Origin of the sequence: Auritidibacter sp. NML130574 (genome assembly GCF_003185725.2) — a bacterium.
Classification (GTDB): Bacteria; Actinomycetota; Actinomycetes; order Actinomycetales; family Micrococcaceae; genus Auritidibacter; species Auritidibacter ignavus.
This window is the reverse complement of record NZ_CP031746.1, coordinates 2,096,517-2,115,643: the sequence shown is the minus strand read 5'-3', so window position 1 is coordinate 2,115,643 and position 19,127 is coordinate 2,096,517. Positions and strand designations below refer to the sequence as shown.

The following is a 19,127-nucleotide window of genomic DNA, read 5'->3' as shown; positions in this document are numbered from 1 at the left end:
GCGACACCCGGATGCAGCTCACCGACTCAGCGGAAACCACGGCGAAAGAACGCATCCTGCAGGCCGCTCTGGAATTGTTCGCACAACACGGCCCGGCTGCCACCTCGATGCGCTCGATCTCGACGCAGGCCGGGGTGACCGTCGGGTTGATTACTCATCATTACGGCACCAAGGCGCTCCTGAAGGAAGCGGTGGAAGATGAGATCGTGTTCGGTATTCGGGATGCAATCGCCTACGAGCACCTTCCCGAAGACCGCAAACCGGATGATCCGCAAGCGGTGGCCCCCACTTTGGATCAGCGACTCCGGGATTGGTGCCAGGAGAACCCGCACGGGGTGAATTACCTGCGTCACGTGATGCTTCTGGGTGACCGCGAGGTCTCCGATGATCTGTACCAGCGCATCACTGATCTTGCCACCGCCCAGATCCAAGAATTACGCGAGCGCGGGTTCGCCTCCACCACTCGTGACACCAGTGAACAGGTCATGCGTGTCCTCTACGGGCAACTCGGCCAGGTGTTCATGCAACCCTTTATCGACCGGGTTGCCGAAAAACTCCATGTCAACGCCGATGAGATGGGACTGCATATGCGCGTGGTCGCCGACCCGACGTACTAGACTGGCCTGGCATGACCCAGCGCCGATCCTCTCAGACCCCACAGAACAGCACCCCTGGCACCGCGGCAACCTCGGGACCCCCGACCGATTCTGGTAGCGGTTTCGCCTGGGGCGCGTGGGTTCGCAATACCGGGGCGATCACCGCAGTGGTCATCGGTTCCGGGTTCGCCACCGGCCAGGAGATTCTGCAGTTCTTCGCTTTTCACGGGTTATGGGGCATTATTGGCACCGGCGCCGTGGTGTGTGTCATCTTGGGGTTTGTGGCCGCTCAGCTGGCCCGGGCCGGCTATCACCAGCGTTTTGCGCGCCCGGGACAGGCCTACGAGTTCTTTGCCGGTCGCTGGTTGGGTTTGGCCTTTGAATGGTTTGCCTTGTTGTTCATGTTCGCGGTGACGATCATTATGATCGCCGGCGCCGACTCACTGTTCGTCGAATCCTTCGGCTGGCCTCCGCACGTGATGGGTGTGATCATGACCGTGTTGCTGGTGGCCACGGTGCTGATGGGGTTGCGACGCACCGTCGATATTGTCGGCAACATTGGCCCGGTGATTGCGGTCATCGCGATCCTGTTGGGGATTAATGGGATCGCCCATAACCCCTCAGATATTGCCGATAGCGCCCGCTTTCTAGCCGACGTCGATTTCGAGGCCAATGAGTATGGGGCCGTGCGCGCCGGGAGTAATTGGCTGGTTGCCGGGTTGCTGTTTGCCTCGTACAACATGCTGGTGTTGGTCAACTTTGTCACCGCGGTGGGAACAGAGTCACCCCAACGCAAGGTCGCGGTGGCCTCGGGAGCCAGTGGCGGAGTGCTCTTCGCCCTGGGGGCAGCTGTGGCCGGCGCCGGCCTGCTGGCGAATCTGCCGCAGGTGTGGGATAAAGATATTCCCATGCTCGAGATTGCCGGACTGATCGCCCCCTGGGCGCAGTTTATTGTCGCGATCCTGATTATTTTCGGTGTCTACACCACCGCGGTGCCCCTGTTGTGGTCCACCGTGAACCAGTTCGCCGAGGACCGCACCCCGCGGGCGGTCGTGCTCACGCTGGTGTTCGCAGCCTTGGCGATGACGTTTGCGTTGTTCTTCGATTTCCGGACCTTGGTCAATTCCATTTACACCATTGGTGGCTGGGTCGGGCTGATCTTTATGCTCATCCTGGTGGCCCAAACCCTGGTGGTTCAGCCGATCCGCAACCGCCGCCAGAAACAGCATGCACAGGCCTAGGGCGTGTCTGACAAATGTTGTAACCAGGCGATGACACCGTTGAGCACGATAGCGGCCCGGTAGATGATGGCGAGTTTGTCATATCGTGTGGCCAGTCCTCGCCACTGTTTCATACGGGCGTAACCACGCTCGATGACATTGCGGCGCTTGTACTTGATTGCGTTGAACTTCGGTGGACCGCCGCCCTTTGATCCTCGCCGGAGACGATGGCCTTGCTGATCGATCGGCTCGGAGATGACTGCCTCGATCTTTCGTGAGCGCAGCAATGAGCGATTCGCTTTCGATGAGTAGGCTTTGTCACCCAGGAGCGCGTCTGGGCGGGTGCGTCGACCGACTTTCAGGTTCTCCAGTAGCGGAGCGAGCATGGGGCTGTCGCCGTCCTGGCCGGCAGTGCAGATCGTGACTAACGGCAGTCCGTGGCCATCGACGAGCTGATGAGTCTTTGTCGACAAGCCACCACGAGAGCGGCCGAAGGCGTGGTCAGGCGACTCGGTCAGCAGATCCTTGTAATTCGACGAGTCCCTTTTTTACGCGGCTGATGTTCGTTGCGTGCTGGTGAGCACGAGCGATCGTGGAGTCGACTGAGACGGTGAAGTCGACCTTGTCATTCTTCACCGCAAAGTCTGTCAGCGCCTGGTGGATGGCATCCCAGGTGCCGTCAGAGGCTAAGCGACGGTGCCAGGTCCACACGGTCTGCCATTTGCCGAAGGTCTCGGGCAGGTCGCGCCAGGCGATGCCGGTGCGGTAGCGGTAGATGATGCCTTCGATCATCTGCCTGGAACCGGAAAAGGGGCGTCCGCGCTTGCCTGTTGGTGCTGGCAGGTAGTCAGCGATGAGAGCCCATTGGTCATCAGTGAGCAGCTGGAATCGAGACATGACTCAAGAGTTTCAGAAACCAACCGTAAACTTTGTCAGACACGCCCTAGTCCTGAGGCAGTGTTAGTCCAGGGGTTTTTGCCCCCAGTGGATCGCCATCGTGCCGAACATGTGTAGCTCGTAGCCGGTGGAGCGGAAACCGGCCTCGTGCGCCATACGCTGGATCACCTGGGGCGGATGGAAGCCTCGGGAGGTTCGGGACAAGTATTCATAGGCCTCGGGGTTGTCGGTGATCCAGGAGGCAATCCGCGGGACCGCCCAGGTGATGTAGGCGGTGGAGAACGGTTTGATCACGTTCCGTGGTGCCGGTGACATCTCCAGAGCTGCCATCCACCCCCCGGGTTTGAGCACGCGGAATTGTTCGGCCAGGGTGGCAGAAATATCGGTCACGTTGCGCAATAGATAGCCGTGCGTGACCGCATCGAAACTGTGGTCCGCAAAGGGCAGGTCCATCGCATCGGCCTGCACCCAACTGATCTGGTCTCCGCCGGGGCGGGCGGCACCGACGGCCATCATCTCCGGAGCAATATCGCAGGCGGTAATCTCAGCGCCGTAGTACCGAGACAGCACCGCGAAGGCCAAATCACCGGTGCCGGCGGCCAGATCGAGCACCGCCGGGGCCTGTGGGAGCCGGGCTGCCGCGACGGTGCGGCGGATCAGTCGTGGTTCTTGGCCCCAGGTCATCACCAGGTTCATCAAGTCGTAGCGGTCGGCGATGGCGTCAAACATCCCGGCCACGGCGTGGCCGTGTTCGTCCACTGCCACGGAGTCAACGCCCGTGGACGTGGTTGACCGGTTGGGTGAGGAGGTCGTTGCGGAGGTGGTGCTCATATCTTCACACGCTACCTGGGATCGGTCGGAATAAGATCACCGGGGCACCTGTTACGCGTAGTGAAAGCACCACAAGAACACGACACCGGGCCTGACTCGTCCGGTGCAGCACACAGCGGAAAGGTGGGATCATGGCGCATTACATTATTTTGGGTGGACACGGCAAGGTTGCGCTACGCGCGGCCCAGTTGCTCACCGAAAAGACCAACACCGTCACCTCCGTCATTCGTCAGGAAGAGCAAATACCCGATGTTCAGGCCACCGGTGCCACAGCCCAGTTGCTGGATCTCGAGCAGGCCAGCCAGGATGACTTGGCCGAGGCCTTTTCGGATCAGGATGCGGTGATCTTCGCCGCCGGTGCCGGCGGGGGCAATCCGGATCGCACCTACGCAGTAGATCTGCAAGCAGCCAAACGCTCGATTGATGCCGCCAAGCAGGCTCGAGTCTCCCGGTTCATTTTGATCTCCTATGCCGGGTGCCGTCGGGATCACGGCGTGGCGGAAACCGATTCCTTCTACCCCTACGCTGAAGCCAAGTCGCAGGCCGATGAGTACCTGCGCAACTCTGGACTGGACTACACCATCCTGGGACCGGGGCTGCTGACCCTCGAGGAGCCCACCGGCAAGATCATGGAGGTTCCAGAAGACCATCCCCGTGATGAGAACGAGCGTCGGGAAACCTCGCGGGCTCATGTGGCTTCGGCCATTGTGGCAGCACTGGACCACCCCGAATCGATCGGACACAAGATCGACTTCTTTGATGGCGATACCCCGATCGACGAGGTGTTCTCCGCTCAGCGCGACTAAGACACCGCGGTGAGTGCCTCCGGGTCCCGACGGGACCTGAGTCGGTCATAACCCCATAACACGGTGGCGACCACCAGGTAGCCGGTGAGAATCACGGCACAATAGGTCGCCACCGTGGTGTATCCGCCGGGGGCGGTGTGGTCCAAAAAGTCATAGGGCACCCAGTCCAGGATCGGGCCACGCACCAGCGTGAACACCAGCCACAGTGCGGGGATCAGTAGCGAGATAGCAATTCTCCTCCAGCGCACCTGTCCGAAGGGGCCCACCAGGACAGTGACCACAGCCAGCAGGATGGGTAACACCACGTGCGAGGCGAAGTCGTTGACCTGTTGCAGTGGGGTCAGCACTGAGTCGTCGCGGAGCAGGATATTGAAGACCAGTCCGGTGATGCTCAGGCAACATACCGCGGCAATGCGCACCACGTGCAGCACAGACGAGCGGGAGTGGGGTCGGATCACCAGCCACCAGGAAACCAGTGTGGTCATCACCACCGAGATGAAGGTGAAATAGGCGGGCTGGTTGAGCGCATGCTCCCAGCCGGCTGTCAGGCGTCCGGTCAGGGTACTGCCGGCGGGCGGGTCGCCGTCGCGACGAATGCCCAGGGCAATGGATGTGGTCAGGGCCACCAGTCCGATCAGACCGGTGGCCCCGTACCCTATGCGACGCCACAATGCCCAACGAGCTACAGCACCGTGGCCCGCTGGTGAGCCAGTGTGGTTAGCCATCGACTTCGGCAGTGACCACGATCGTGGCACGACCCAGCACGTGGCCGAACCGGTTGAAGCCGAAGAAGGCGTTGGATGAATCCGCGGGAATGTCCAGGGATTCCACATCCAGGGCGTGGACGGTGATGAAGTAGCGGTGTGGGCCGTGGCCTGCCGGTGGGGCGGCACCGATGAAGCCGGGGCCACCGCCGTCGTGGTTGAGCTGGAAGGCGCCCTCGGGCAGTCCGGAGCCATCGCCGGCGCCGGCACCTTCGGGCAACTCGGTGACCGAGGCGGGGATGTTGCCGACCGACCAATGCCAGAATCCCGAGCCGGTGGGAGCGTCCGGATCATAGACGGTTACGGCGTATGATTTGGTGCCCTCGGGTGCGTTCGACCAAGACAACTGGGGGGAGATGTCTTCTCCGCCGTCAACTCCCATGGCACCCGAGTAGTGCTTGAGCGGGAATTGCTCACCGTCAGTGACGCTGGTGGAGGTCACGGTGAATTCCACGGCATCGTCTAGGCGGGCGAAGGGATCATTACCGGTCTCGTTCAATGCGTTAATCGTCTCGGAGCTCATCAGAGTCCTTTCGTCCAATCGCTGATACGGTCTCGGGCCCGGTCGGTGTGACCAGTACCCGTACTGTTGTGCTCCAGCCTATGTCGTGCGACACAAAACGTCACGTGTTCGGCCGTTGACTGGGCTGAATACGGCAAGGACCCTAGGCTCGATATATGACTGAGCACAACGACACCACAGCAGATCAGCTCCCTCGGCTGGGAGTGGTCATCGGCTCGATCCGCACCCCACGCAAGGCCGATTCTGTCGCCGACTGGGTGCGGAACCATCTCGAGGCCCACGATTATCCGGCCGAGTTTACGGTGCTGGACCTCAAGGACTTCGAGTTGCCCCCGCTGGAACACTTCAATCAGCACTCCGATCAGCACGCAGCAGCCGATCTGGTGCGCTGGCGCGATGCGGTCGATGTCTGCGAGGGGTTTTTGTTCATCACCCCGGAATACAACCGAGCGGCGCCGGGATATTTCAAAAACGCCTACGATCTGCTGGATGTGCAGTGGAAGCACAAACCGGTCGGCTTCATCTCCTACGGAGGCGTGGGTGGCGCCCGTGCGGTGGATCAATGGCGGGTCAGCATGGCCCCCTACGGGATGTACACCATCGGGCAACAGATCCTGCTATATAACCGCTACGACTTTGACTCCGATACGCTGCAGGTCAACGACCGCCATGAGAAGTCGCTGGGCAAGCTGCTCGAGGAACTACACCGGTTGACCGTCGCGACCCGGCCGTTGCGGCAGAACTAGATCCGACGCGCCCGACTAGCTGTTCTGCGCGTGGAAGTGCTGGATCCGTTCCAGGGCTTCACTCACCGCGGCCGTGCCGGCGGCGAACGAGATGCGGATAAACTCATCGCCGTCCACCGGATCAAAGTCCAGTCCCGGCGTCAGGGCCACGTAGTGGGATTCCAGCAGTGCTTGGGCGTAGGCGGTGGCCGTTCCGAAGCGTTGCATCACCGCCTTCGGGGGCCGGGCATAGTAATAAAACGCCCCATCGGCAGGCGCGGCGTCATCAAAGCCCAGTTCGGAAGTCCGAGAGAGAATCAGCGAGCGCGTGGCCGCAAATTGGCTGACACGGGCATCGCATTCGGCGTAGGCGGTGTCGCTGAACGCTTCTACCGCGGCGTACTGTCCGGCGGCCGGTGGGCACAGAGAGACCGAGCCCGACAGTGCCGACACCGGTGCTACCAGATCTTCGGGCAACAGTAACCAGCCCAGTCGCCAGCCGGGCATTCCCCAATATTTAGAGAAGGAGCTGACCACCACGCCAGTGCGGGAGTACTCCCAGCTACTCACCCCGCGGGTGGAATAGGTGATGCCGTGGTAGATCTCATCGGAGAACAGTCGCACCCCGTGGGCGTCGCACCAGCTGGTCAGTTGCTGCATGCTGGCGGGCTCAACCATGGTGCCGGTGGGGTTATCGGGTGAGGCCAAGACCAGTCCGGTAACATTGGCCTGCTCCAGGTCCCGAATGCTGGGCAGAAACCCTTGTTCCGCACCGGCCGGGATTTCAACGACCTCACAACCTAAGGCTTGGAGCACATTGCGGTAAGCGGCGTAGCCGGGACGGGCCAAGGCCACGCGATCTCCCACGTCAAAGGCGGCCAAGAAACCGACCATGAAGCCACCCGATGACCCGGTGGTGACAGCAACCTGTGACACGGGAACCTCAAGGTCGTACCAGCGACGGTAGTGCTCTACGATCGCTTCCCGCAACGGTTGGATACCCAGCGACGGGGTGTAGTTCAGCGGCACGGCCGCATCATGGATATTCCGGGCGGCTTCGGTAACCGCCGTGGGTGCTCCGCCAGAGGGCTCCCCGGCGCACAGACTAATCACCGGTTGTCCGGTGGCAGTTAGCTCCGCGACGCGTTGCAAGATGGTCATCACCCGAAACGGGGGCACCTGAGAACGACGCGAAGGCGTGAAATGGGGCTGTTGAGATCGGCTCGGTGTCACCTTGTCAGTCATGGTTCTAGTATGGTCCTTTCAGACTCCGTGCAGGCTGTATTTCTAGACTGAGTCTCATGAGTACTTCCCCGTCTGTTCCCGATCAGCGGTCCGTGGCGCGCTATGCGGGACAGGTTCCTAGCTTGCGACGCGTCACACCCCACGATGAGGTGTATATCCACACCGCTGAGGGCACCATGTCTTTCTCGGCCGCACAACTTCAGCGGTTGCGGAGAGACTTGGACTCGATGATGGCCGAATACACCTTCGTGCTCCGGGAGGTCGAAACCAAGCTGTCGGTGTTACGCGATGAGTTCACCCAGCTCCACGACTACAGCCCCATCGAGCACATCTCCACCCGCGTGAAATCGATGGACTCCTTGTTGGCGAAGGCTTCACGTAAGGGTATTGCTTTCGACCCCGACGAGATTCGACGCACCATCACCGATATTGCCGGGGCGCGGGTGACCTGTGGCTTCGTCACTGACGTCTATGAAATCTTTGACATGCTGGTAGCTCAAGATGATGTCACGGTGCTGAAAGTCAAGGACTACATCAAAAACCCCAAGCCCAACGGGTATAAGTCGTTGCACGCCATTATCCGGGTGCCCGTGTTCCTGTCCTCAGGCCGTCAGGATGTCACCGTCGAGATCCAGTTCCGTACGTCGGCGATGGACTTTTGGGCCTCGCTGGAGCACAAGTTGCACTATAAATACGACGGCGATGTGCCACAGTGGGCTATCGACGAGCTGAAGGAAGTCGCCGAGATCTCCTCGACTTTGGAACAGCGGATGCTGAATCTGCGTCATATTCTGCACAGCAAGCCGATACGTTCCGCAGGGGCTGATTCCCCCTCAGCGACGAACCACGGTGGCCACTGGGTTTAGGGAGAATCATTCGTGCCGGAAGTGGAACTACCGCACAGCACCACGGCCACACTGAACGCTTGGTGCCCGACTTCTGCTACGCACAGCAGACCACGCATGGCCGTGGTTGGTGCTGCCGGTGAGATCGGGCGGGTCACCGGTCAGTGTTTCACAGACGAGGATCTGGTTCTGATAGGCCTCGATGTGTTGGATCATCACAATATCGTGGGATACCACGCCTGGTCCACGGGTACGGTAGCCGATAAAGCAGTGGTACGTCACGGGCTAGGCGATGCTGATTATGTTTTGTACCTTCCCACGGGCGCCAAGATGGGGTGGCACGGACTCCTCGAGGCCGAGATCCACGGCGTAAAGAATGTGGCCGAAGTCTGCGTCGAAAAGGGGGTGAAGCGTCTCATCTATGCTTCCAGCAACCATGTGACGGGGATGAACGAAGTTGAGTTCTACGAAACAGGAGTTCTCGACACGCCGCATCCGACGAGCTTGCCACGACCGGATGGTCTTTACGGGGCAGCGAAGGCCTTCGCCGAAGCGTTATTGCGTTCCACAAGCGAAATTCACGGCCTGCCGGTGTCAATCATCCGTATCGGCGCGATGCGCTACCGGGACGATCCCCATGCGGTGACCGATGGACCGCGATTTGCCCGCCAAACCAACAAGGAATATCGCCAACACATGGAGCGGGTCTGGCTGACCCACCAGGAGTGGAAAGCCACCATTACCCGGGAGCTAGCAGCCACCGATCAGTTCCGCCTCTTTTATGCACCGCAACATCAGGCCGACCAGCCATGGACCGGTGAGATCTATACCTGGAATCGTGGCCGTTGAACAGATGCCACGAGCCAAAGTGGCCGGCTGTCTGATGATGCACGGGTCTGGTTTTTACAGGGCGTATTGTTCTCGGAGTTTGTGTTTGAGCAGTTTGCCCGAAGCATTACGAGGTAACTCCTCGACGATTTCAAGGCGCGTGGGCTTCTTGAAGGAGGCAAGCTTGTCAGAGAGGAAATCGTGAATCTCCGCTAAGGTGGGTGGATCCGCGGGATCATCGGGGACCACAATCGCCAGCGGCGTCTCCACCCATTTCTCGTCGGGGACACCAATCACGGAAGCATCAGCCACCTTCGGGTGGGTACTGACGGCATGCTCAACTTCGATTGAGGAGATGTTCTCACCACCGGAGATGATCAGGTCCTTGGACCGATCGACGACATACATAAATCCTTCCTCATCTTGTCGGACCATATCCCCGGAGTGAAACCAGCCGTCCCGGGTAGCCTGTTGGGTCGCCTCGGGCTTATTCCAATAGCCGGCCATCAGTCCCGGGCCACGATAGACAATTTCTCCCATTTCTCCGGGGGCGACATCGTTTCCTTCCGCGTCGACAATACGAGCTGCGATCGGCCCGATTGGTTCACCGATGGAGCCCATCTTGCGCAGTGATGCGGGGCCTTGTAACAGCGCGGTAATGGGTGACATTTCGGTCTGACCGAACGCCGTGGAAAGCGTTGCCTTTGGAAAAGTGTCCACAATCAGTTGCAGGGTTTCTTTCGAGGCTGGTGATCCTCCCCACGAGATTGACTGTAACGGGAGGTCTCGCTCGGTGATGCCGGGTAGAGAACACAGTGCTTGCCAGATGGTCGGCACCAAGAACATATTGGTGATCTGCTCTTTCTCGATGAGATCAACCAGCGCTGCGAGATCTGTGAGTACCTGGGGTGGAGCGACCACCAAACGAGTACCGGCAAAAAATGCCGGAGTCAGGACACCGATGCCGGCGATATGGAACAACGGAACCACAACGAGGTTGGTTTCAGGAAGATCTCCCGGGGCCGGCGCGTTGCGATACACCGGAATGGTCTGACTCAAAAGATTCAAATAGCTGAGCATGACCCCTTTCGGATCCGAGGTGGTCCCCGAGGTATAGACAATCATGGCAATCGAGTTCTCATCGATGTCCAAAGGCTCGGCGGTTCCCCCGGCTGCCACAATCTCGGGCACATCCTCCACCAGAGAAATGGTCTGGATATGGTCTTTGCTCTGGGACCCAGCCAGTGCCTGAGCGCCCATGGCGTCGACGTAGATCACTTTCGCACCAGAATCTGACACAAAATAGTCGAGCTCGCGCGGCACAGATCGAATATTGATCGGAACGCTGATCGCACCAACGGTATTAATGGCAAGCATGGCGATGATATATTCTGCGCTGTTTAGCGACAGGATGAGCACACGGTCGCCGGGTTGTACACCCCGATGTTGCTGAAGGTCTGCGGCCAAGGCTTGCACGCGCTGCTGTAGCTCCCACCAGGAAATGTTCTCAGTCTGGGTGGTCAACCCAATCTCGTCTGGTCTATCAGTGGCGTGGAGATCGAGCATATTCATCCAGTGCATGCGACGTGAGAAGAACGGCTGACGGTCGGGAAGGGAGGGGATCAGCATGTTCAGACCTTCCAGAGGAGTGTGATCTATATCACTACTACAATAGTGGAGGTGTGAACGGAAAAGCGAGATGACCAGCAAATTTCCTTCGCCGCATCAGAGTCATTAGAAACCTCGACCGGACACGTCTTTTTGCGTGTTTCCAGTAAGTGCTGCCCGACACCGCGCTGAGGCGCAGATCAGTGGCTCTAGAATCCGCCGTCCTCAGGGGCCATGTTGTTGAACCGGGAGTAGTGGCCCTGAAAGCCGACGACGATAGTTCGGGTCGGCCCATTACGGTGCTTGGCAACGATCAGGTCAGCCTCACCAGCGCGGGGTGATTCCTTGTCATAGACGTCTTCACGGTGCAGCAGAATGACCATGTCGGCATCCTGTTCAATCGAACCGGATTCACGCAGATCAGAAATCTGCGGACGCTTATCGGTGCGCTGTTCTGAGCCACGATTGAGCTGCGAGAGCGCGATGACCGGGACCTCGAGTTCCTTGGCTAAGAGCTTCAGGGCACGAGAGAACTCGGCGACTTCTTGCTGACGTGATTCCACCCGCTTGCCGGAGCTCATCAGTTGCAAGTAGTCCAGCACAACTAGTTTCAGGTCGTGCTTTTGCTTCAGGCGCCGGCATTTGGCCCGGATCTCCATCATCGTCATATTGGGTGAGTCGTCAATGAAGAACGGTGCTTCGTTCAACCGTCCCACGGTGGCGGCGATTTTCGTCCAGTGTTCGGATTCCAGTGCACCTTTACGCAGATCAGACAGCGCGATGGTTGCTTCGGCCGACAGCAGACGCATCGCAATCTCATTGCGGCCCATTTCTAGCGAGAAGAACACCGTGGGCATGTTGTTGCCGATCGCCGCCGCACGAGCCAGGTCGAGAGCCAACGTCGATTTACCCACCGCAGGACGGGCCGCCACCACGACCATTTGTCCGGGGTGCAGTCCCTGGGTCAGCTCATCAAGCTCGTAGAAACCGGTGGGAACACCCGAGAGTCCACCGGCGTGATCACCGGCGGCTTCGATCTCGTCGACGGTGTTCTCCAGGATGCCCGAAAGACGGACGTAGTCCTCGGATTGCTGGTTCTCAGCTACCCGGTACATCTCACCCTGGGCAGCGTTGACAATGTCGTCCACGTCGCCGTCTTGGGCGTAGCCCATCCGGCTAATCCTGTTGCCCACGTCCACGAGTCGACGCAGAATCGCTTTCTCCTGGACGATGTCGGCGTAGAACTCGGCGCTGGTGACAGCCGGAACGGACTGGACCAATTCGTGTATGTACGAGGCTCCCCCGACACGAGGTAGCTCCTTACGCTTGTTAAGCATGTCGGAGACGGTGACCGCATCTGCGGGTTCGCCACGACCGTAGAGTGTAATGATGGAGTCGTAGATCAGCTCGTGAGCTGGTGAGTAAAAATCTGGCCCACGCAGAACCTCCACCACGGTGGCCACCGCATCGTGCGAGAGCAACATCGCTCCGAGGACAGATCGTTCGGCGCTGAGATCCTGGGGTGGGACGAGCGTGTCGCGAGACAGCTCCGGGGAACCGGTGGAATCATAAGGCGTATTCATTAGATCGTCTCTTGATTCCCTTCCCCTTTACCGGACCCCGGACTGCCTCACGAAGACCCCCCGGTCGCAGTGGATGCGCGCAGTATGTGCACCCTGTGCATAACCTGCCAATACCCACCGGCCGAGAGGCGATATAGCGACACTACTCGGGGAAAACAGCCTCAGCAAACCCCCAAAATTCTTTTCCTGTGGATAACCTGTGGAAAGAGTGGATTAGCCTGTGTAAAAATTCTCAAGAACCTGTTGATTCAGCCAGGTGATCATCCGCCGATTCGGCTTTGACTAGGGCTTTTATGAATCACAGCCTGTGACTTAAAAAATAATTTGCACTCACTTTGGCCGACTTGACAGCATCATGACGGGCGAGTACAAAGAGTGTTTTCCACACCACACGCAGTTATCCACAGGGTTACCCACAGCCGTGGATAAATTACACCAGTGTGATTCTCCCACGCTACGTGCATTGCTTCACATTAAAGGGCCAGATCAGCCGTGGTTTTCCGGAGCCGGAAGGTTCTGGAGTCGAAGTTGTCCGCGGGCCAAGACTTTGCCGGTAGCTTCGGCGGTAATGACGACATCCCAGAGTTGCTGGGTGCGTCCCTGGTAGAGGGCATTGGCTTCAACCAGGACGGTGCCGGAACTAAATTGACGCAAGAAGTCAGTGCCGTTGTGCAAGCCCACCGCGAACATGTTGTGGTCCTTCACGGCGTAGCTGGCACCTACCGAGGCCACTGACTCCACAATGGTGGCGTAGACGCCTCCGTGGACGATTCCCCAGGGCTGGTGGTGGTCTGGGCCCAGTTCAGCGTGCCCTGCCACGTGTGTGGCGGTGATGTCGTCAAAGACGAAGTTGGTGGTGGACCCGAATGTTCCCTGGGCTTCGTTGATGTGGTCCCAGATATCGTGAAGTCGATCGACCATGGCGCGCTGTACTCACTCTCCGCATAGGGGCTATTTGGCAGAGAATCTAGCACCTTACCCAGCGGTCACGGTCCAGCATGACCCGTGGCGCGCCTCATTGAGTTTCATCAGTGGCCCAGAAGTACCCCACAGCCCCAGCAACACCACCCGGCAGAGGTGCTGTGCACGTTAGGCCTGTGCCGAGCCGTGGGGAGGTCTCGCGCCGAAGATCGCAGAACCGATTCGGACCATGGTGGCTCCTTCTTCGATGGCGATCTCAAAGTCGGCTGACATGCCCATGGACAGATCTCCGGCCCCGAGTTGATCGCGGTGTTCATCGCGCAACGCGCGCAGTTGCCGGAAATTATTCCGGATCGCATCCTGATCATCGGAGTTCTCGGCGATGGTCATCAATCCGTTGACCCGAAGTGCCGTGAAATCCTGAATCTGGTCAACAAACGGGCCGAGTTCTGCCGGGTCGAGACCGGATTTGGTGGTTTCCCCGGAGGTATTGACCTGGATCAACACCGACAGGTCCCGTGCGGCTTCGGTGAGCTGGTCGTGGAGCCTGCGAGCGATCTTGACCCGGTCTAGGGCGTGGAACTCATCGGCAAATTCGGCCACGTCTCGGGTCTTATTGGACTGTAATGGCCCGATGATGCACCAGGTGATCTCCAAGTCGTTCATGGCCTGGTATTTTTGGTGGGCCTCTTGAACTTTATTCTCACCGAAGGTGTGAATGCCTGCCTGATAGGCGGTGCGCAGGCGCTGTTCCGCCACGGTTTTGGTCACCGGGATCAGACGCACATCCCGGGGATCACGCCCGACACGGTTGGCAGCGGCGTTAATCCGTCCTTGAACCGCGTAGAGGTTCTCTTGGATCTCTTCCAGGGTGGTGGCCACAGCAGATTCAGACATAGCTCAAAGCTAACACAGCCCTGCCAGCCCACTGGGGGAGACAACGAAACCCCGGGGCGGGTGACCAGATGATGGTCAACACCTGCCCCGGGGTTCTCTCAACGCAATCCGGGTCTAGCCGGAGCGAAGAAGCTTATTTCTTCTTCTTTTGAGCCGGAACAACAGCCAGTTCCACCTGAGCAATCACATCGTCGTGCAGACGGATCTGCACCGAGTAGTTACCCAGCGAACGGATGCTGTCGGTCAAGACGACGTTGCGACGGTCGATCGACTCGTGGCCGGCTGCTTCCAAGGCCTCGACAATGTCTGAGGAGGTCACCGAGCCGAACAAACGACCGGTCTCACCGGAGGCCACCTGAATCTGCACCGGTTGCTGCTGGAGCTTCTCGGCCAGCGCCTGAGCTTCTTCCAGGTTCGCCATGGCCCGAGCTGCCCGGGTCTTGCGGATCTCTTCGACCTGGTTTTCTGCGCCGCGGGTCCAACGAGTAGCGAAACCGCGCGGGATCAGGTAGTTGCGAGCGTAACCGTTCTTGACCTCGACGACATCGCCGGCAATACCGAGGCCGGGGATCTCCTGGGTCAAAATGAGTTTCTGCTGTGCCATGTCTACTCTCTCCTTCTCTACTTCAAGATCAGCGGCCGGAACCGGAGTAGGGCAACAGAGCCATTTCACGTGCGTTCTTGATCGCCAAAGCGATCTTGCGCTGCTGCTGGACGGTCACACCGGTCACACGGCGGGCACGGATCTTGCCGCGATCGGAGATGAATTTGCGAAGCAGAGCCACATCTTTGTAGTCGATGTAGTCGATGCCTGCTGTCTTGAGGGGATTGGGCTTTGGTTTGGGCTTACGTACTTCAGCCTTAGCCATCGTGGTGCTCCTTCGAGTAATAACTGGAGCCCGCAGTCAGCGGGATGGTTGGTGTTTAGAACGGTGGTTCCTGATGATCCGGGGTGTCCCAGGATCCAGCGGAGGGAGCTCCGCCCCAGGGATCCTGCTGTGGGGCACCACCAGCTTGACCCCAGCCGCCCTGGTTCTGGGCCGGCGGGTTCTGGTTAAAACCACCACCGGATCCGCCCCCGTGACGCGGGGTACGCGTCACCTGGGCGGTGGCGTAGCGCAACGACGGGCCGATCTCGTCGACGTCCAGTTCCCAGTTGGTGCGGTTCTCGCCCTCACGGGTCTGGAAGGAACGGGCTTTCAGGCGACCTTGGGCCACCACGCGCATTCCTTTGGTCAAGGATTCGGCCACGTTTTCTGCTGCTTCACGCCAGATGGAAGCACGCACAAACAAGGTCTCAGCATCGGACCATTCATTGGTTTGACGGTCGTAGATCCGAGGAGTTTGGGCAATGGTGAAGTTCGCGACGGCCTGTCCCGATGCGGTGAAACGCAGTTCGGGATCGGCGGTCAGGTTTCCAATAATCGTGACTACCGGCTCTCCAGCCATGAGGTACTCCTGGTGGTCTCGTTAAACCGATGCTTGAGTGTTTGTGCAGTGACGAGGTGACCCTAGAGGGTGACCTTCTGCTCTTCCGGACGAATGATCTTGGTGCGCAACACGGTCTCATTCAGACCCAGCTGGCGTTCCAATTCCTGAGCCGAGGCCGGCTCAGCGGTGAAATTCACGACCGCGTAAACAGCTTCCGAGTTCTTCTTGATCTCGTAGGCCAGCTTGCGACGACCCCACACATCGATTTCTTCCACGGAGCCACCGTCTTTGACAACGGTGTTGTCAAAGTACTTACGCAGTGTCGGTTCAACTGTACGCTCATCGACCTCCGGGTCAATCAGCGCCATTAATTCATATGCACGCATGCGAACCCACCTCCTTCGGGCTTATGGTCACGGTCTTTCCGTAACAGGAGGTTCTCCTTAGTGCTGTTGTCAAAGAACAACTCGAATAGTTTAGCGTGATTGCGCCGAAATTACCACGCGAACCGTGAGAAGTGTGCTACAGATCCAGCTTTCCTGGTGCTGACTACTGGCGAAAGAAGGCGGCGGTGAGGCGGGTCAAGTAGCCTGGGTCTTTGACACCGACCAATTCACGGACCGAGTGCATCGACAGCAACCCCACCCCGCAGTCCACCGTGGGAATCCCTAACCGGGTCGAGGCGATCGGACCGATGGTGGAGCCACAGGGCACATCATTGCGGGAGACAAATTCTTGGATCGGTACCCCGGCGTCCTCGGCCCACCCGGCCATGGCCGCATGTCCCATCGCATCGGTGGTGTAGCGCTGATTGGCGTTGATCTTCACCAACGGGCCTTGGTTGGGCAACGGGTGGTGGTCCGGATCGTGTTTGGTGACGTAATTGGGGTGGACCACATGGCCACAGTCGGCCGACAGCAGCCAGGACTTCGCGCGCACCCGGGGACTCTCTTCGGGACTAATGCCCAGGCTGTGCTGGATACGCACCAGAGTTTCGTCTAAGAATGGCCCGGCGGCCCCCGAACGCGTCTGGGAACCGACTTCTTCGTGGTCGAAGGCCGCCAGCACCGGAATCAGGTCGGGCGCTGGCTGGTGGGCAACCTCTAGCAGAGCGGAAAGTCCAGCCGAGACGGAGACCAGATTGTCCATCCGCGGGGCGGCTAAGAATTCTTGGGCCGAGCCCAGTATGGCCGGGGGTTGAGTATCGGCCAGCATCAGATCGGCGGCAACCACGTGGTCTGCCGAGAGACCGGCTTCTTCGGCGATGGCGTGCACAATGGTGGTTGCGGAGTCGCCGGAGGCGGTGGCCACAATCGGCAGCAGGTGCTGTTGTCGATTCAGAGTCAGCCCCCGATCGGTCTCGCGATCGAGGTGGATAGCCAGCTGCGGGATGCGCGCCATCGCGGAGGTGGTGACCAGTTTGGTGCTGCCATCGCGTAATACCAGGCGTCCGGCGAAGGCCAGGTCGCGGTCTAACCAGGAGTTGACCAGCGGTCCCCCGTACACCTCAACACCGACCTGGGCCCAGCCGGCGGTGGTGGTATCCGGGCTGGGCTTGACCTTGAACCCCGGGGAATCGGTGTGAGCGCCCAGAATGCGAAAGCCCGGTAGCGTCGCTGAGTCCTCGCCGGTGGCCTCCGGCTGGATCCAGGCGATCACCGCACCATCACGGACGACCACGTAACCACCCGGGGCTAGCGGATAGGGCTCGGTTTCCTCCAGCCGGGTGAAGCCAGCGGCGATAGCTTCCCGGGCTACATAGTCGGCAGCGTGCCATGAGGTCGGAGCATCAGAGATCAGACGGACCAGTTCATCGAGGTGACTCATGAACTCCACCCTACTGTTTGTGCTCAAGGGTGATGGGTGTCCAGATCCCCTGGTGCTCGGCCGCGCCGACTTCAACGGGTTCGGGCTCGGTGTGATCGGCATGTTTGCCGACGGGTTGGGCTACAGGGATGAGGAATGGCAGACGGTCGCGTGCGCCGTCATAGTCTCCACCCAGCGGGTCATCCCAGGCCAGATTCTTCGAAGCCTCACCGCGCAGGCTGGAGTCGAAGACGGGCAGGCTGGTGCGCACCGGGTCGGTTTCAGGCCGGTAGATCTGATAGACCACCCGGGCCATCAGATAGAAGGTGGCCAACATGTGTGCGGCCACGGCCAGACCGTAGAGCCGTTCATCGAAGAGGTGCTGGGTGTTGTGTTCGGAGGTAAAATGCGACAGATGGGCCCAGACCGCCCAAAAGTGCAACACTTCCACGAATTGCCAGATCAAAAAGTCACGCCAATTGGGCAAAGCCAGGGCCACCAGCGGGATCAGCCACACCACGAACTGTGGTGAGTAGACCTTATTGAACAGCACGAAGCTGGCCACGATGAGAAACACCAATTGCGCCATGCGGGGACGAACCGGTGCGGTGGTGCCGATGACGAAAATGAAAGCACAGCAGATCGCCACAGCACCCACGGACAAATAGGACAGGGATTCGGCGGTGACCGGGTGGCTGTCGTTGAATACGTTCCACATACTCCAGACCGAGGACCAGCCGGGCCCACGGTCGGCGGAGAAGGTGTAGAACAACGACCACGCCTCATAGTTGGTCAGCATCAGTGGCACGTTGAGGACTAGCCAGGAGGTGGCCGCTCCGGCCACGCTGAGCACCAATGGGCGGAAGACCAGAGTACGGACCGCCAGCACGAGGATGGCCCCGAAGACGAGTAACGGGAAGATTTTCGCCGAGATACCGATGCCGAACAGGACGCCGGCCCAAAAGTACTTCTTGCCACCAAACAGCCACAGACCCAGGATCAGGGGGACCACCGCCCACATGTCCCAGTTAATAGAGGACGCCAGAATCATGCCCGGGGCGAGGGCCACCATCGCGGCATCCCAGAAGCGCCGCACCGAGGACTTGGCGACGACCACCACGGTGATGACCCACAGGGCGAAGACCAGCACGAAGTTGATGTCGAAGTACAGTAACGAGGGCCGGTCGGGGTTAAAGAAGTGGGTCAGTGCTGCCGTCAGGGAGGCCACGACCGAGATCAGCACCGGGTATTCGAACGTGGAGGCCTCCATGAAGGGTGCGAAGGGGTTCTCGTCGAAACCGCGACCACCGTATAACGCGGTCCAGTCGGAGTAGCATCCGGCGAAGTTCACGAAGGGTTGGGACCAGCCTTCAAGACGGCACGGTGATTTTTGTAGCACCGCCACCAACGCCGCCAGGGTGGTCATCAGGATCAGCACCCGCATGGGGGTGAAAAACCCGCCACCGGTCCGACCAGGTGCGCTACGTCGTCCGATCGGGCCAATTTTCTCGGAGGTCAGCCGGGCGAGAAGCGGGTCAGTTCGAGAAGGAGCAACAGGCGTGCGTGGCTGTTGCTGTTGTGCGCGGGTGGCCATGAGGCAC

Annotated in this window: 21 protein-coding genes; 6 read left to right on the top strand and 15 right to left on the bottom strand. The window is 59.5% G+C overall.

The genetic code is table 11. The annotated features are described in order from the left end of the window. The first annotated feature begins 11 nt into the window (after positions 1-11). Positions 12-617: a TetR/AcrR family transcriptional regulator gene (locus DCC27_RS09690; RefSeq protein ID WP_110110685.1), complete on the top strand. Its 606-nt coding sequence runs from the start codon at positions 12-14 to the stop codon at positions 615-617. An 11-nt stretch (positions 618-628) separates the two neighbouring features. After that, positions 629-1,837, top strand: coding sequence for an alanine:cation symporter family protein (locus tag DCC27_RS09685; RefSeq protein WP_110110684.1), 1,209 nt, complete (start codon positions 629-631; stop codon positions 1,835-1,837). On the opposite strand, the gene DCC27_RS09680 is transcribed toward DCC27_RS09685, so the two are convergent. After that, positions 1,834-2,713, bottom strand: a protein-coding gene (locus DCC27_RS09680) for an IS5 family transposase (RefSeq protein WP_110110683.1) whose coding sequence is annotated in 2 segments (ribosomal slippage) — positions 1,834-2,355 and positions 2,357-2,713 — 879 coding nt in all. Because the reading frame shifts where the segments join, the coding sequence is not laid out codon by codon here. The genes DCC27_RS09685 and DCC27_RS09680 overlap by 4 nt on opposite strands. 63 nt (positions 2,714-2,776) lie before the next feature. Continuing rightward, entirely contained in the window at positions 2,777-3,544 is a 768-nt protein-coding gene (locus tag DCC27_RS09675) for a ubiquinone/menaquinone biosynthesis methyltransferase (RefSeq protein WP_110110682.1), read from the bottom strand. A gap of 131 nt (positions 3,545-3,675) precedes the next feature. Between DCC27_RS09675 and DCC27_RS09670 the strand changes: the two genes are divergently transcribed. Beyond that, positions 3,676-4,350 (top strand): NAD(P)-binding oxidoreductase, encoded by a 675-nt coding sequence (locus tag DCC27_RS09670; RefSeq protein ID WP_110098885.1) that lies wholly within the window; start codon positions 3,676-3,678, stop codon positions 4,348-4,350. On the opposite strand, the gene DCC27_RS09665 is transcribed toward DCC27_RS09670, so the two are convergent. After that, positions 4,347-5,075, bottom strand: a complete 729-nt coding sequence (locus DCC27_RS09665; protein WP_110110681.1) for a Pr6Pr family membrane protein — start codon at positions 5,073-5,075, stop codon at positions 4,347-4,349. The genes DCC27_RS09670 and DCC27_RS09665 overlap by 4 nt on opposite strands. Beyond that, positions 5,068-5,637, bottom strand: a complete 570-nt coding sequence (locus tag DCC27_RS09660; protein ID WP_110098887.1) for a YbhB/YbcL family Raf kinase inhibitor-like protein — start codon at positions 5,635-5,637, stop codon at positions 5,068-5,070. The genes DCC27_RS09665 and DCC27_RS09660 overlap by 8 nt, the downstream gene beginning before the upstream one ends. 155 nt (positions 5,638-5,792) lie before the next feature. Here DCC27_RS09660 and DCC27_RS09655 point away from each other — a divergent pair, with 155 nt between their 5' ends. Further along, positions 5,793-6,383, top strand: coding sequence for an NADPH-dependent FMN reductase (locus DCC27_RS09655; RefSeq protein WP_110110680.1), 591 nt, complete (start codon positions 5,793-5,795; stop codon positions 6,381-6,383). Positions 6,384-6,398: 15 nt separating this feature from the next. Here the strand turns inward: DCC27_RS09655 and DCC27_RS09650 are convergent, their stop codons facing one another. Next, on the bottom strand, positions 6,399-7,607 hold the full coding sequence (locus DCC27_RS09650) for an aminotransferase class I/II-fold pyridoxal phosphate-dependent enzyme (RefSeq protein WP_110110679.1): 1,209 nt from the start codon (positions 7,605-7,607) through the stop codon (positions 6,399-6,401). 176 nt (positions 7,608-7,783) lie between these two features. On the opposite strand from DCC27_RS09650, the gene DCC27_RS09645 reads away from it, so the two are divergent. Together DCC27_RS09645 and DCC27_RS09640 are read left to right on the top strand one after the other, a co-directional pair. Further along, entirely contained in the window at positions 7,784-8,473 is a 690-nt protein-coding gene (locus DCC27_RS09645) for a GTP pyrophosphokinase family protein (protein WP_110098957.1), read from the top strand. Positions 8,474-8,569: 96 nt separating this feature from the next. Further along, positions 8,570-9,301, top strand: a complete 732-nt coding sequence (locus tag DCC27_RS09640; RefSeq protein WP_110110678.1) for an NAD(P)-dependent oxidoreductase — start codon at positions 8,570-8,572, stop codon at positions 9,299-9,301. Between the two features lie 54 nt (positions 9,302-9,355). Here DCC27_RS09640 and DCC27_RS09635 read toward each other — a convergent pair whose 3' ends face one another. The 10 genes from DCC27_RS09635 to DCC27_RS09590 form a co-directional block, all read right to left on the bottom strand. Next, entirely contained in the window at positions 9,356-10,909 is a 1,554-nt protein-coding gene (locus DCC27_RS09635) for an AMP-binding protein (RefSeq protein ID WP_110110677.1), read from the bottom strand. Positions 10,910-11,097: 188 nt separating this feature from the next. Continuing rightward, positions 11,098-12,471: a replicative DNA helicase gene (gene dnaB / locus DCC27_RS09630; RefSeq protein ID WP_110098893.1), complete on the bottom strand. Its 1,374-nt coding sequence runs from the start codon at positions 12,469-12,471 to the stop codon at positions 11,098-11,100. A 486-nt stretch (positions 12,472-12,957) separates the two neighbouring features. After that, complete coding sequence (locus tag DCC27_RS09625; RefSeq protein ID WP_110110676.1) at positions 12,958-13,392, bottom strand: PaaI family thioesterase; 435 nt, start codon at positions 13,390-13,392, stop codon at positions 12,958-12,960. 168 nt (positions 13,393-13,560) lie between these two features. Further along, the gene (locus DCC27_RS09620) at positions 13,561-14,289 is read right to left on the bottom strand and encodes a YggS family pyridoxal phosphate-dependent enzyme (RefSeq protein ID WP_110110675.1); all 729 of its coding nucleotides are present in this window, start codon (positions 14,287-14,289) and stop codon (positions 13,561-13,563) included. Between the two features lie 133 nt (positions 14,290-14,422). Continuing rightward, entirely contained in the window at positions 14,423-14,893 is a 471-nt protein-coding gene (rplI, locus tag DCC27_RS09615; protein WP_110100908.1) for a 50S ribosomal protein L9, read from the bottom strand. 28 nt (positions 14,894-14,921) lie between these two features. Continuing rightward, a complete protein-coding gene (gene rpsR / locus DCC27_RS09610; protein WP_110110674.1) occupies positions 14,922-15,158 on the bottom strand; it encodes a 30S ribosomal protein S18 in 237 nt (78 codons plus the stop codon). 55 nt (positions 15,159-15,213) lie between these two features. Then, a complete protein-coding gene (locus DCC27_RS09605) occupies positions 15,214-15,738 on the bottom strand; it encodes a single-stranded DNA-binding protein (RefSeq protein ID WP_110098898.1) in 525 nt (174 codons plus the stop codon). A 62-nt stretch (positions 15,739-15,800) separates the two neighbouring features. After that, positions 15,801-16,106 carry a 30S ribosomal protein S6 gene (rpsF, locus tag DCC27_RS09600; RefSeq protein WP_110100910.1) on the bottom strand — a complete coding sequence of 102 codons (306 nt, stop codon included), beginning with the start codon at positions 16,104-16,106 and terminating at the stop codon, positions 15,801-15,803. Positions 16,107-16,269: 163 nt separating this feature from the next. Further along, positions 16,270-17,547, bottom strand: a complete 1,278-nt coding sequence (locus DCC27_RS09595) for a M18 family aminopeptidase (RefSeq protein WP_110110697.1) — start codon at positions 17,545-17,547, stop codon at positions 16,270-16,272. 10 nt (positions 17,548-17,557) lie between these two features. Next, positions 17,558-19,120 carry a glycosyltransferase family 87 protein gene (locus tag DCC27_RS09590; protein WP_210403470.1) on the bottom strand — a complete coding sequence of 521 codons (1,563 nt, stop codon included), beginning with the start codon at positions 19,118-19,120 and terminating at the stop codon, positions 17,558-17,560. Between the last annotated feature and the right edge of the window lie 7 nt (positions 19,121-19,127).